Genomic DNA, 12,477 nt, shown 5'->3' on the forward strand with positions numbered 1-12,477 from the left:
ATTACATTGCCACCCGTGGATAAAGTTTTCCACCAAGGATGGCCAAAATTATTAATGTGAATAAGAGAATTGTACAATCCAGACCAAAGCCATAGATGCTAGTGCCGTTTAACAGCATGGTGCTACGTAAGCCGTCAACCAGATAAGTCAATGGATTTAAATGGGAAATGAACTTTAACCAACTGGGCATCAACGAGATTGGATATATGGCATTGCTAGCAAAAAATAACGGCATGGTTAACAATTGTCCAATACCCGTCATCCTTTCTCGGCTTTTCACCAAACAGCCAATAATTAATGAAAAAATACAAAATGTTCCCGCCCCTATTATGACTAGCAGCAGTACTTGGAGAATAGCTAGGGGATGAAGATTTAGTTTGACACCTAATAAAAATGCTAATCCGTAAATGAATATTACCTGAGATAAGCACCTCACCCCACACGCCAGGGCTTTGCCCAACACCATCGCCACGCGAGGCGTAGGACTAGCTAAAAATTTATGGACAATGCCTAAATCCCGCTCCCAGATTAGCGTCATCCCACCACTAAAAATTGCCACAAACAGAATACTCTGAGCCAAAATGCCAGCAGAAAGAAAGTCCAAATAGGGTAAGTTTCCTGTAGGAATCACGCGAGTACGTGAGAAAACTTGCCCAAAAATTAGCAGCCATAAAGCTGGTTGCACAGCTCGAACTATTAAATCAGTGGGATCGTGGCGGAGTTTACGGATTTCCAATTCCGCGATCGCCAGGGTTTTCGTAACTAGCTCTTTAATTGCAGAGATCAAATTTACTCGGACAGTGGGTGGTGATTTAACCCAACCGTTGAGCAGTACGTCTGGTTCTCGCTGTGTCACGGTAGTTCACTCCTGATGTTAACTGGTCGCCTGTATAGTGAATAAAGACATCATCCAAAGTTGCATTTGGGTTATCTAAAGAAGCTTTTAAGTCGGTTGGTGTACCTGTGGTAACGACTTCACCTTGCTGCATAATCGCCACTCGGTTACATAAGCTATCCGCTTCTTCTAAAAAGTGGGTTGTTAAAAATATAGTTGTGCCGTAATCAGCACAAAGTTGTAGTACAAGCTGCCATACTTGAGTTCGAGCGATGGGATCTAGTCCGACAGTCGGCTCATCAAGAAACAGAATTTGGGGTTGGTGTAGAACTGATATGCCAATTTCCAGCTTGCGGATCATCCCACCAGAGTAGTTTCGTACCAAGCGTTTCGCCGCATCTTGCAAACCCATGTATTCTAGAATTTCATAGATGCGGCGATCGCGTCCTTTGGCAGATATTCCATACAGCTTGGCGAAGATTAAGAGATTTTCGTAACCGGTGAGACTACCGTCAGCAGACAGTGCTTGGGGTACATAACCGATAGCCCGTCTCACAGGATTAGATTGACGAGCCACATCATAGCCAGCTAAGGTTGCTTTCCCTGCACTGATAGGCAGCAAAGTTGTCAACATTTTAATAACTGTACTTTTCCCTGCTCCATTGGGGCCAAGTAGCCCAAATACTTCGCCCTGTTCCACAGATATGCTCAGGTTATTAACTGCGGTTAACTTCCCAAAACGGCGTGTAAGTCCCTGAGTTTCAAGGATTAGCGGCTTTGGTTCGCTAGGAGGTTGCGATCGATTTATTTTTCCCGTCAGTATTGTCACAAGTTTGATGCACTTCTATTAATTAGTAAATCTAACTATTAGCTTCTCAATAGATTTGTTAGAAGTCAATAGACTTCTGGCATAAATTTGAATCAGAGTAAAAGGAAACTCAGTAGAGTGGTGGCGAGGTTATCGATGGGTGAAGTCTTACTGACAAATTAACCGCAAAGACTTGCTAAGATAGCCAATAGGTGAAGAAATGTTCAGAATGCCTACTCCTACTCACTTAGAAAGTCTATGCCACATTTAATTTTCATCAACAAGCTGCAAAACCCTATTGTATAAAGGTTCTGCCACCCAGAATCCTGCTTGGTTAATCAGAGCATCTAACAAAGGTTTCACAGCAGAAATCAGCCTTTGGCTTTTAGCTTCAACCAAAATCCCTAAAATCCCTGTGTAACCAAGATTTAGCCTAGCTGCAACCATGCGACCACGACGTTCATCAATCAAAACTTGATCTGCTTTCATTTCCAGTGCGAGAGCGATCGCTTCAGCTTCACCAATATCCAGTTCATTGCTGAGTGCTTCAACCAATGTTCGATCTTGAACTGGACGAGTTTGAATCCAGATAAAAGTTTGAACTTCAATTGCACCTGCGACTGGAAAGTTGGGATCAGTTAGTTCTCGGTAGACAGCTTCAGGAATTAAGACTGTTCCGTAAAGCTGTTGTAGTAAATGAAGATGGTTAATGGCGGCGAGGTTGTTAATGGGTGAAGTATCACTGACAATGATCACAGTCTACCCATCGCCCGCAAGTTTTCTATATCTTGGTCAAAATCCTCGACCCCATAATGTACTGAAATTTGACGACTTGCGAGTAGATGCTGAAATGCGATACTATTCATACCTGCAAACCGACTGGCTTGAGCTAGGGTTAACTTTTCTTTTTGAAAGAGCATCACTGCAATTTCCTGCTTCATTTCGCCTTCAGTCATCCGAGTTGCGGTTAATATTTCATTAGGAATGACGACGTTCATAATTATAATCCTCTCTATCACTACTATTCTAAGCAGCTTGGGCATCGCCAAGTGAGAATGAAGTAAATTTGCAGTCAGTGTTGGTAACTCAGGCTTCCACAAGTTAGGGTGTATATACAGAAATTTTCTGTACACTAAATAGCTTAGATTGCTTCATAAAGTACATGAGAAAGGTATGTATTGATGGATATAGTTATTGATGCAAATGTCATAATTGCCGATCCTTGGTTCCGCTCACAAAAGATGCGAGTGCTTCTGGACTTCGCGGAGAAGCGTTTTTCACAAGTGTTACTACTTGAACCTGTTGAGATGGAAGTTCGTGCTCATTTCAAAAGAGAAGTGACTGCGCTAGCTAAAAGTATTGAAGATGCAATTAAGAAGGCCGAACGAATAGGAATAAGAGATACACCTCAGTTTGATGCTACAGAAGTATTTAACCGCACATTTACTGCATGGGAGGAAAATTTAGAAAAACTTGTCCGAAGTAGACGTTTGTTCCGCATTCCTCTTGAACCTTCTGTTTTACGTGAAGCGATACAAAGGGCTACGGAAAGAATACCACCATGTACTGAATCTGGGAAAGAACTCAGAGATACTATTATTTGGTTATTATTTATTGAAACTTGTAAAAAACGTAGACATGGAGAACAATATGTCTTCATCTCTCAAAATACAAAAGATTTTGCGGCCTCAGACAAAACTTCATTGCGTCAGGAACTTGTAGGTGATCTAGCTCAAAATGGCTTAACAGCTTTATATTACCCTTCACCCGAAGCTTTCAACAAAGAACATGCAGAACGATTTGAACATATAAATCTTGAGTGGGTTCAAGCGAGACTTAATTTGGATGAAATTGAAAATAGCGTTCGTGAATGCTTGAAGGAAGTTAGGAATTCTTACTTTCACATTTCTGATTCTGATTATCGAAATTACTATGAGCCAATGTTTGTAGAACATATTAGGCATTTAAATGTTGAAATCACTGAGCCAGTGTTGATTTGGGATTTTGATGAGCATAGTATAGAAGTTAGTATAGGGTGCGGTATAAATGTAGAGGCGAGTGTAGAGTGTAGAAGAGTTAATGCTCCAAGAAGCACTAACTTTTATAGCGATTATTATGAAGACATAGATGATGATTTTCCATATACTCGTGTTTTAAACTGTGATGCTGAACTAGGCGCTGACATCTCAGCTACAGTGTCAGATGATTCACTTGAGTTTACCAACATTGAAGCAATCTATCCTATCTAACTGTAGGAAGCGATCGCCTATGCTAATTTTGAGAGCGATCGCATCAAAAATTATTGAGAATATGGAAATCTCTAGGGAGATGAGTAAAAATACAATCAAACTGCTGGATGTAGTAGCACTGACAGTTGATCTGCCTGAATACAACCTGTACTGTGGTCAAGTTGGGACAGTAGTAGAATTATTAGCTGGCGGTGCTGCATTTGAGGTTGAATTTAGCGATCGCTCTGGCCGCACTTACGAATCTGTCGGTTTACGCCCAGAGCAAATTATGGTGTTACATTTTGAGCCAGCATCCCCTGATTCAGTATTGTCAATGGTGACAGCCTAAGCGATAGTGCCCAGAGCGATGCCTACGGCTGGCTACGCCTACGCATTAAAAATTATTGAAAAATTGAGCGCTTGTTGACAAAATTCTTGACTGTAATCACAATGTAATTACAGTCAAGGATAAATATCCTCATGGGAACAGCAATTAGAACCCGTATTGTTAAAATCGGGAACTCTCAAGGTATCCGTATTCCTAAACTTCTGCTTGAACAAAGTGGTATTGGCGAAGAGGTGGAAATTGAAATTCAAGATTGTCACCTAATTGTCCGTGCTGCTTCTAAATCGCGTAAGGGGTGGGATGAAGCATTTTCAACAATGGCAAAGCAACACGACGATGCACTGCTCGATGATACCGTAACTACAGAGTGGGAGCATGTAGAGTGGGAGTGGCAGTGAATCGATTTGATGTGTTTTTGGTTAACCTCGACCCGACAATTGGCAGTGAGATTCAAAAGACAAGACCCTGTGTAGTAATTTCACCAGATGAGATGAATAAATATATTGCCACGGTTATTGTTGCTCCGATGACAACTAAAGGACAGTCTTATCCGACTCGTGTCACTTGTGAGTTTCAGGGTAAAAATGGGCAAATTGTTCTAGACCAAATTCGTACAGTTGACAAAACTCGATTAGTCAAAAAGCTAGGTCAGATTGACCCGGATGAACAAAAAGCAGTTTTAGATACTTTGGCTGAAATGTTTGCTGAATAATATACATAACAATCAATAAACCGGATGGTTATACCAATTTTTTATAGATACGAATTACATAACATATCTGGCAGAAATGTTGAATGCTGATACAAAACTTTACATAGATAGTTACACTAACTCTAAAAAGGCTAAATTAGTCAACATAACATCATCTCCTCAAACCAATGAACATAGCTGATTTTCTGACACATACAAGATTGCAAATAGCGGAATTTATCTAATAGTGTATGTCCCCATTGTGCGGGAATAGATAAAAGCTGTAAAATCAGATAAGCTATTAAACTAACGTAAATTTGTATGGTGATACCGTTGACGTTTTTGGTAATTAATTTGTCAAGTTTTAAGTGCATCTTTAAAAACTTCCACAAGAGTTCAACTCCCCAACGTAATCGATAAATATCCCTAATTTCATCATCATTAACAGCTGCATCTCCCGACTTTGGTAAATTAGTCACTAAGCGGAACTCAGTTTTCGTTTCTAAATCACAAAAATTAATGACTCTATAGGCAATAGCCTCATCAGATGCACCTACTTTGACTAATCCAGTTGCATCCTCAAATTCTAGTAACGAAATTGTTTTTTAATCCGCAAAACAAAATATTTGTTTTCTTGTACCAATTCTTGAATGAATTTTAATCCCGCAAAGCCTCTATCCATTACCCCTACAGCATTAGTTGGGAGACTAGACATCATCTTGGAACCAAATTTATAATCATGATCATGTCCAAAATTGATCAAGTTATCTTCTGGGCTACCTGTAGCTAAATTCAAAGAACTAAAAAGTTTGACTTGATGATGACCCAAAACCCATAACAATTTACTTGTCAGGGTAATAATTGTTGAATCAATAGGACAAATAGCATATTTATCGTGTAATTTTTTTGTGAATTTTCTTCTGTACTAATTCATTTAATTTTTGGTAAATTCCTTGAAATTGTTTTTGGCTTCGATGTAAATTTGCTTTAGAAAAAGTAGAAATATCTACCTCAAATCCTGTATTGTTTAATCTCTTAAATAAATCTCGCATACTTGTTAAGCTATTATCCAGAGCATAGGATAGCCAGCACTCAAAGAATAGACGACTATTCAATACTGGATAATCATTTTTTGGCAGGCTTTTCAAGATATCTTTGACAATTTTGGGAAATGAATTTATAATCACAATCAAACTAATATAGTTTAAGCCTTCGCCCAAAAATACCATATTTTGGGCTATTTTTATCGGATTTTTCTTACCGTTCAACACTTCTGCATATCTGGTTATCTTCAACATCTGGTTTCCACCAGGCTGTAGTTCGTATTCAACCTTTTCAATATCTATTTTGTAACCTTTTGAAGTGTAATATTTAACTATTTCATCTAAATGTTGTGAATGTTTCCACATTAAAGTTATTAAGGGAAATATTCTGACTTCTTTAGCAATACGCAACATCTCACCTACTGAATTTAAGTGAAAATCGTAATCGAGATGGTCTGAATATAAAAATAATAAATGCGAACAAAGAGCTATATCAAATTCTTGATTATCATAAGCCAATTTTGGTAATTCACCAACTGTATATCTATTACTCTTTTTGCCAGTTTCATAATCAGACAGAAATTCTTGAATAACTTTGACTCGATTTTGTCGCAAATCATCCGGGGATTTATGATAGCTCCATACCCAATCATTCGATGTAGCCTTGACTTGGTTAATTATGTTATCTACCACTTCATTAAATCTTTGCAATATTTCATCACTGGAAAATTGATAGAGTGGGTCAACAGAAACTACACTTTTACCCTGACGTGTCATTTCTGCATTAAAGCTTGCTGGCCCATCCCCAATCCCAATAATGCTTTTATTTAAATCTGCATTTGTTAAATTGAATATTTTTATATATTCATCCATCGACCTCCCAAAAGGAACTACTTTCTCTAAAAGCATTGCCATAGAATTTACCTCGTAAATAGACTTATTAAACAGGATAATAATAAAATTAAAATGTTTTATTCACTGATAGACGGCAATCATTCTGAAGCACGTTAAGTTCTTTTACAACTGTCAAGGAATTTCTACCTTTAAACACAGCAGCGATCGTGGTAAATCTCACCAATGGCAGAAAATAGCGATGGCTGCGCCAACGCTTTCAGCGATCGCAGTTTAAAAATCCCTTCACACCCGATGCTAACTAAAATCACTATATCAAAGACTTAATACAATACCTACGTATACCCCACTATCTTGCTCTAGAATGATACAGCATTGCATCCAACCTACCCAGAAGAGAATAAAGTAAATCGAATGGTAATAATAAAGTTTTTCAAGAAATTTTATATTTTTGTGAATTCTCTTGCTGGCTATACTACCTCTAACGCTTATTCTTAGGACTTTTGCAGCTTACCTAGCTACCTTCAGCTCTTACCTTGACTAATCAAGAAGGTTAAGAGAAACTAACTAAATACTGATGCATCTGCTTATAATATTAATAAGTTTTGTAAAGATTCTGAGATATATATGTTGAAAGATGGAACATTAATTAACAAATGGCAGGTTTTTATCTAAGTAAAAATGTTCCTACGGCTATATTTGTAGCCTTCTGCTAAGGCAGTACAATTTAAGCGTACTTATCCTGGTTGGCCAAAAGAATGGAGACATTAGAGTTCATAATTTATCCAGACGGTCGGGTACAAGAGAAAGTCACTGGCATTGTGGGTGCTTCTTGCGCTGAGGTTACAGCAGCAATAGAGGCACAGTTGGGGCAAGTACTTAATCATGAGCCAACCTCAGAATATTTCGCCGCGAAGGTGCAGCAATCTAATGTGGCGAATACACACACCACTTACAGCGATTGGTAAGTTTTCACAGTAGTTTAGTGTTATTAATTCACAACCACCATGTCACACTTTAGCCAAATTAAGACTCAAATCCGTAACCTTGATTCTTTGAAAGATGCTTTGACTGAATTGGGCGTAGACTGGAAACCCGGCCCACGCGAAGTCCGTGGCTATCGCGGTCAAACCCATCCTGCGGAAGTTAGTATTGAGCAGGAAAATGGCTATGACATCGGTTTTAGATGGAATGGCAAGGAATATGAACTGGTGGCTGACTTGCAATATTGGCAACAAGACCTGTCTGTGGACGGATTTTTGCGCCAAGTAACACAGCGCTATGCTTATCAAACAGTTGTGAAAGAAACAGCTCGTGTTGGTTTTCAAGTTTCTGAACAACAAAAAAATGAAGATGGTTCAATTCGCCTGGTAGTACAGCGCTGGAGTGCGTAATGGCTGATTTTCTGCCGTCGCCGGAAGAACAAGAAGATAACCGTTCCGGTTTGGAACCAGAACTAGGGGGTTTTTTACGAGATGCCCCAGAACGTTCTGGTTTGGAACCGGAATTGGGCGGTGTGCTGCGCCAAAATGGTGTTTATGTTGACGAAATCACCTGTATTGGTTGCAAGCATTGCGCTCATGTTGCGCGTAACACCTTCTACATTGAACCAGATTACGGGCGATCGCGCGTGGTTCGCCAAGATGGGGACGCTGAGGAAATTATCCAAGAAGCAATTGACACGTGTCCAGTTGATTGTATTCATTGGGTTGATTACACTGTTCTGAAAAACTTAGAAGAGGAGCGCAAATATCAGGTAATTCCTGTAGTGGGTTATCCGGTAGAACAGGCTGTGGCTGCTAGCGAACGTCGGCGTAAAAAGCAAAAGTTAAAGACCAAAAAATCCCGTTATTAAGATAAAAACAAACGTTAAATCAATATAATAAAGGACTGGTATATCCAGTCCTTTACTTTTTCGTAATATAGTTAATTTCTAACATCTTTTTAGTAAAGCCTTTTAATCCAAAATTGCTGTGACTAGCTTCATTTTAAATTTAGAGGATCGTGTTGTGAAAGCAGTTTTTCTACTTTCGCCTCGTCTAACCTAGCAGTTAATCTTCTAGTTTCGTGCAAGTCTCTAGTAGTTTTTGCCAAAGTAAAAGTTGAGCCAACAGAAAAAGCTAAACCCATACCCATAAATCCTTTCACCCAACTGTTCACAGGTAAATTTACAATACCGAAGGTAGTCATAGAAATAGAAATCACAAAAGCTGCCCAAGTTTGAATAACCCAAGCTGGACTGTCTTTTTGAGTACCAATTGTTTGCATATTTCTTATCTTTGATATGAGTTATTCGTACCAATTCGTAATTAAGAAGTATAAGATTTAATCTCAACCTCTAAATTTGTATCAGATAGTTTTGTTTTAGAGAATTGGTGTTAACAGTAATTGTATTGATAAGTAGGTTTACTGGTATCAATAGTAAGACCAGTTTGATAACTGTACTCCAAAAAGCAAGCTCAAGAGCAATTGGATTAAATAAAAACTGGCACAAAGTTTGTACCAGTTTTACAAGTGGCATTAAACAGATTAGTTTACTTATTCATCTGGAAAAGTCTGTACTTTGCCATCAGGACTGAGAACAACTCGAATTCTGACATTTTGTCCGCCTCTATTAGGGGAAACAAAAGGTTTACCCACTTCAGGCATCCCAGTGCTATCAACGAATTCTCTTGCGGGCTTATTAAGGGGAAAAATTCGTTCAACTGTGCCGTCAACGCTGACTATCAAGCTGTACTCTAATGTTTGTCCTAGACCAGTGGGTGGTTGCCAACGTTTTTTGAGGTATTCTCTAGCTTCTGCTATTTGAGGTGTATCAAATAATGTGCCAGTAGCCACTTCTGTGGACGTGGGGGGTTTGCGTCCGTCCCCTAATTGATCGATAAAGGGATTATTATCCGCAGTTCTAGAGGAGGGAAGTTGTGAAGCAGGTTTTTCTCCAGGAGAAGGTTGCTGTAGAGAATTGATTCTTTCATCTAGCTGTTGTGAACTTAGTGAGGGTGGTTGGGTAGGGGTATTGCCAGCACTATTATTGGGTATATTGCCAAGAGATGGGGGAACTACTGGTGAGATATTAGTTGGTAAGCTGCCTGCATTAGAAGATAATCTGGGTGGCAAATTCCGCAGCTGAGGGAGAGTACCAGCTTGAGGATTTGCTCCTGTAGAGTTCTGTCCCAGATTTGGTAATATGGCAATTTCCTGACCTGGGATTTTGCTCGATAGTGCGTTAGGAATCGCGGAGCGTCTCGTAGAGAAGCTCGTCGCTCCATTAGTGGGAAGGGTTGAAGTCGTCCCTGGAGGTATTGTCAGTGCATTATTTGGAAGTAGAGATGGCGATGTAGAGAAACTAGAATTAGGTGCTGTTAAGGGTGCTTGAGGCAAACTAGATGTGGAAAGTGGAGGGGTGGAACCTAGCAAATTATCTGATGGAAGAGTGATCCCGGATTCAGGCGTGGGAAAGTTTAGTGAGGGTGAAGGTTCTAAAGCAGCCTTTATCGCTTCTGGATCTGATGTTTTGGCTGTCTGCTGTTGCTTTTCCCTAATGGTATTAGCATATTGCCAAGTAACTGGTAAAAAACCTATACCTAACACTAATACTGCGGCAATAGGTGCCCAAGCTGGGAATCTCAGAGTTGAACTCGTGCTGTTGAGAGTTGGGAGTGCCATGACATCAGTTGAGTATTCATCTAAAGCACTTGCCAAATCAAATAGTTGCAGCAGACTGAGTTTAATTACGGGGCCAGATGAGTGATTGGCGAGAGAACCAAGAAATAAATTGTGAGTTAAATAGCTGCTGGGTTCTAAGTGAATATTTGCTCCTGGAATCTGGGTACTAAAGGAATTTAATGTTTTTGTTGAAGACTTTAATTCCGGCTCATCCAGTGCTGTGTTTGACTCTTGAGTACCGGAGAAACTGACCCAAAAGCTTTCTGGAGACTGTTGGAGGAATTCTTGTACATAGCTGGTGACGGCATCACATAAAGCTTCGAGTTGTTCGCGATCGCCTCGAATTGGAACTCTGTGTTCTTCTGGTAGTCGGGGATCATCAAAACGTAGCTCAAAGCTTAGGTGTTTGAGGACAGTTTTCCCCATCCAACGGGACAGAGGTGAACTTTGCGCGAATACTTCTAGCGTGCAAGTCGGCGGGGTATAGCAACGAATGACAGAATTTGATAGAGGCATGACAGGAACTGCGAAGAAGACTATTTGGGATTTTGCAAAAAATTGAACCAGTTGCTTGCAAAGAAAAGTTGCAACAGCGGATTCCTCCACTCAGAACTTTCTCAGGTTCCTTCCGTAGTCCATTGCCCAAGAGCTAACGACCATCAAAAAAGTTTCCTGATCTAGCAAACAAATCACAAGCAAATTTTGGTTGAGAAATTTCAAATCTAAAATTTAAAATTTTGTTGAACGGTCTATAAGTGCTAGCCAGAGACGGCGATGCCCACCAGGAGCACTGTAAAAAAGTAAATCTACAAGCAGTTTTAGGGCCAGGTTGGTTAGTAAATCCGTTGAGATTTGCTCGTCCTCTTCCATCCGCTCTTGGTAGGTGTTGCAAAAAGCATCAATATAATCTCCAAGTAAAGCAGCCTGGTGAGGTTCCCGGTTATTTTCTGCCATTTGTTCCAACAGTCCGACAGCGCGGCGAATCAATTCCTGGTGCTGTTTGGCTAGGTAGCAGATGATCAGAACAAGCGATCGCGCTTCTTCAACATCTAGCTTTTTTCGCCCTCCTTGACCTTTGCGTAGGGGATTTGATTGGCGCAGTCGCCATAAAGCTACGCGGTCTGGCACTCTTGACTCTAAATTCAGATCAGTTGCCGCCGAAAGCATTGCCTCTGAACCAATCCCAGTTAAGGTTTCTAGGGCCAACAGCACCAAGTCTAATTGGGTTTTGATATTGTCCCATTGAACTGTGTTTGGGGCTGGAAGCTTGATTAAATCCTCCCACTGGGAATTTGGAGTGGCTGAGTTGGCGGCCGAGTGCATAACTTTTAGCATAGGTGATCAAGCTGATAGGGGATGTTGCTGTTACCCATTTTGAAACCAGACTCTCAAGAATCAAGCTTGGTTTCCCATAGCTATGAGCTAGAGGCTTCAGCTAGATTTTTATATGAGGTAAACAGCAGGTATCTTTGTCCTACTCTAGATGAAAATTTATTTTTGACAAAGTAGAAAATTATCAATTCTAGTTAAGGTTTACCTGACTTTCGCTGCTAGCTCCGTACAAGAGTATAAATAAACAATTGTTTTGAATGCTAACTGCTAATTACCCTCAAATAATTATGTAGAATACCTCTTAATTTGTTTATGGGTTTAAATTTTGAAATTTCTTGATGTTTATTAATTGGTCTTTATGTATACATAATTACTATACAAATATTTTGGCTGTTTGCTACAGGCGCTTCTTGCTGCTGGACAGCAGTTTCACTTGTGTGCAGCCTGTTATTTCAGGACAGGCTGGGCAACATCAGGACGATTGATGCATTCTTAAAACTGATGACAAACTGAAAAATTTTATCAAGTCAGCGTTTGAAGATGTTGGCTAATTGATTACTTCCAACTTAGTTGGTATTATATCTTTAATCACAAACTACGCACATATCAAAACTCATTTATTACTTTGATGGGTAGAGATAATGGCTAACTCACTGAGTAGTAATAGTAACGCAAT

At 39.8% G+C, this 12,477-nt stretch carries 14 protein-coding genes and 2 pseudogenes; 7 read left to right on the top strand and 9 right to left on the bottom strand.

Annotated features, from left to right (window positions below; all coding sequences use genetic code 11):
• Window position 1: 1 nt before the first annotated feature.
• The 4 genes from HUN01_RS07050 to HUN01_RS07065 form a co-directional block, all read right to left on the bottom strand.
• Window positions 2–856, bottom strand: coding sequence for an ABC transporter permease (locus HUN01_RS07050; protein WP_181930675.1), 855 nt, complete (start codon window positions 854–856; stop codon window positions 2–4).
• On the bottom strand, window positions 813–1,664 hold the full coding sequence (locus tag HUN01_RS07055) for an ABC transporter ATP-binding protein (protein WP_181930676.1): 852 nt from the start codon (window positions 1,662–1,664) through the stop codon (window positions 813–815). The genes HUN01_RS07050 and HUN01_RS07055 overlap by 44 nt, the downstream gene beginning before the upstream one ends.
• A 246-nt stretch (window positions 1,665–1,910) precedes the next feature.
• Window positions 1,911–2,399 carry a PIN domain-containing protein gene (locus HUN01_RS07060; RefSeq protein ID WP_181930677.1) on the bottom strand — a complete coding sequence of 163 codons (489 nt, stop codon included), beginning with the start codon at window positions 2,397–2,399 and terminating at the stop codon, window positions 1,911–1,913.
• Window positions 2,396–2,641 carry a UPF0175 family protein gene (locus HUN01_RS07065; protein ID WP_181930678.1) on the bottom strand — a complete coding sequence of 82 codons (246 nt, stop codon included), beginning with the start codon at window positions 2,639–2,641 and terminating at the stop codon, window positions 2,396–2,398. Before HUN01_RS07065 ends, HUN01_RS07060 begins: the two co-directional genes overlap by 4 nt.
• Window positions 2,642–2,824: 183 nt before the next feature.
• Between HUN01_RS07065 and HUN01_RS07070 the strand changes: the two genes are divergently transcribed.
• The 4 genes from HUN01_RS07070 (at window position 2,825) to HUN01_RS07085 (ending at window position 4,929) form a co-directional block, all read left to right on the top strand.
• Window positions 2,825–3,892, top strand: coding sequence for a PIN domain-containing protein (locus HUN01_RS07070; protein ID WP_181930679.1), 1,068 nt, complete (start codon window positions 2,825–2,827; stop codon window positions 3,890–3,892).
• A gap of 79 nt (window positions 3,893–3,971) precedes the next feature.
• Complete coding sequence (locus tag HUN01_RS07075; RefSeq protein WP_181932597.1) at window positions 3,972–4,220, top strand: DUF4926 domain-containing protein; 249 nt, start codon at window positions 3,972–3,974, stop codon at window positions 4,218–4,220.
• Between the two features lie 131 nt (window positions 4,221–4,351).
• On the top strand, window positions 4,352–4,615 hold the full coding sequence (locus HUN01_RS07080) for an AbrB/MazE/SpoVT family DNA-binding domain-containing protein (RefSeq protein WP_181930680.1): 264 nt from the start codon (window positions 4,352–4,354) through the stop codon (window positions 4,613–4,615).
• On the top strand, window positions 4,612–4,929 hold the full coding sequence (locus HUN01_RS07085; protein WP_238846049.1) for a type II toxin-antitoxin system PemK/MazF family toxin: 318 nt from the start codon (window positions 4,612–4,614) through the stop codon (window positions 4,927–4,929). Before HUN01_RS07080 ends, HUN01_RS07085 begins: the two co-directional genes overlap by 4 nt.
• Before the next feature lie 140 nt (window positions 4,930–5,069).
• On the opposite strand, the pseudogene HUN01_RS07090 reads toward HUN01_RS07085, so the two are convergent.
• Together HUN01_RS07090 and HUN01_RS36515 are read right to left on the bottom strand one after the other, a co-directional pair.
• A pseudogene (locus HUN01_RS07090) lies at window positions 5,070–6,095 on the bottom strand (IS4 family transposase).
• A 99-nt stretch (window positions 6,096–6,194) separates the two neighbouring features.
• Window positions 6,195–6,866: pseudogene (locus HUN01_RS36515) on the bottom strand (SAM-dependent methyltransferase); the annotation flags it as partial.
• A gap of 695 nt (window positions 6,867–7,561) precedes the next feature.
• Between HUN01_RS36515 and HUN01_RS07100 the strand changes: the two are divergent.
• Genes HUN01_RS07100 through HUN01_RS07110 form a run of 3 tightly spaced genes read left to right on the top strand, consistent with a single transcriptional unit; the run spans window position 7,562 to window position 8,658 of the window.
• Window positions 7,562–7,771, top strand: a complete 210-nt coding sequence (locus HUN01_RS07100) for a DUF2997 domain-containing protein (RefSeq protein ID WP_012406943.1) — start codon at window positions 7,562–7,564, stop codon at window positions 7,769–7,771.
• A gap of 39 nt (window positions 7,772–7,810) precedes the next feature.
• Complete coding sequence (locus tag HUN01_RS07105; protein WP_012406942.1) at window positions 7,811–8,197, top strand: DUF1257 domain-containing protein; 387 nt, start codon at window positions 7,811–7,813, stop codon at window positions 8,195–8,197.
• Window positions 8,197–8,658, top strand: a complete 462-nt coding sequence (locus HUN01_RS07110; protein ID WP_181930682.1) for a ferredoxin — start codon at window positions 8,197–8,199, stop codon at window positions 8,656–8,658. The genes HUN01_RS07105 and HUN01_RS07110 overlap by 1 nt, the downstream gene beginning before the upstream one ends.
• Window positions 8,659–8,786: 128 nt before the next feature.
• Here HUN01_RS07110 and HUN01_RS07115 read toward each other — a convergent pair whose 3' ends face one another.
• The 3 genes from HUN01_RS07115 to HUN01_RS07125 all read right to left on the bottom strand — a co-directional run bounded on the left by HUN01_RS07115 (window position 8,787) and on the right by HUN01_RS07125 (window position 11,804).
• Window positions 8,787–9,071 carry a YiaA/YiaB family inner membrane protein gene (locus tag HUN01_RS07115; RefSeq protein ID WP_069069207.1) on the bottom strand — a complete coding sequence of 95 codons (285 nt, stop codon included), beginning with the start codon at window positions 9,069–9,071 and terminating at the stop codon, window positions 8,787–8,789.
• Window positions 9,072–9,341: 270 nt separating this feature from the next.
• Window positions 9,342–10,985 (bottom strand): DUF4335 domain-containing protein, encoded by a 1,644-nt coding sequence (locus HUN01_RS07120; protein WP_181930683.1) that lies wholly within the window; start codon window positions 10,983–10,985, stop codon window positions 9,342–9,344.
• 213 nt (window positions 10,986–11,198) lie between these two features.
• Window positions 11,199–11,804 (bottom strand): DUF3038 domain-containing protein, encoded by a 606-nt coding sequence (locus tag HUN01_RS07125; RefSeq protein WP_069069205.1) that lies wholly within the window; start codon window positions 11,802–11,804, stop codon window positions 11,199–11,201.
• Window positions 11,805–12,477 lie beyond the last annotated feature (673 nt).

Source organism: Nostoc edaphicum CCNP1411 (genome assembly GCF_014023275.1).
Taxonomy (GTDB): Bacteria; Cyanobacteriota; Cyanobacteriia; order Cyanobacteriales; family Nostocaceae; genus Nostoc; species Nostoc edaphicum_A.

What these genes read in the sequence shown, in the direction of transcription:
- HUN01_RS07105 (WP_012406942.1), top strand. Translation starts at nt 7,811, where the DNA reads ATGTCACACTTTAGCCAAATTAAGACTCAAATCCGTAACCTTGATTCT.
- HUN01_RS07080 (WP_181930680.1), top strand. Translation starts at nt 4,352, where the DNA reads ATGGGAACAGCAATTAGAACCCGTATTGTTAAAATCGGGAACTCTCAA.
- HUN01_RS07075 (WP_181932597.1), top strand. Translation starts at nt 3,972, where the DNA reads ATGAGTAAAAATACAATCAAACTGCTGGATGTAGTAGCACTGACAGTT.
- HUN01_RS07120 (WP_181930683.1), bottom strand. Translation starts at nt 10,985, where the DNA reads ATGCCTCTATCAAATTCTGTCATTCGTTGCTATACCCCGCCGACTTGC.
- HUN01_RS07100 (WP_012406943.1), top strand. Translation starts at nt 7,562, where the DNA reads ATGGAGACATTAGAGTTCATAATTTATCCAGACGGTCGGGTACAAGAG.
- HUN01_RS07115 (WP_069069207.1), bottom strand. Translation starts at nt 9,071, where the DNA reads ATGCAAACAATTGGTACTCAAAAAGACAGTCCAGCTTGGGTTATTCAA.
- HUN01_RS07125 (WP_069069205.1), bottom strand. Translation starts at nt 11,804, where the DNA reads ATGCTAAAAGTTATGCACTCGGCCGCCAACTCAGCCACTCCAAATTCC.
- HUN01_RS07065 (WP_181930678.1), bottom strand. Translation starts at nt 2,641, where the DNA reads ATGAACGTCGTCATTCCTAATGAAATATTAACCGCAACTCGGATGACT.
- HUN01_RS07110 (WP_181930682.1), top strand. Translation starts at nt 8,197, where the DNA reads ATGGCTGATTTTCTGCCGTCGCCGGAAGAACAAGAAGATAACCGTTCC.
- HUN01_RS07070 (WP_181930679.1), top strand. Translation starts at nt 2,825, where the DNA reads ATGGATATAGTTATTGATGCAAATGTCATAATTGCCGATCCTTGGTTC.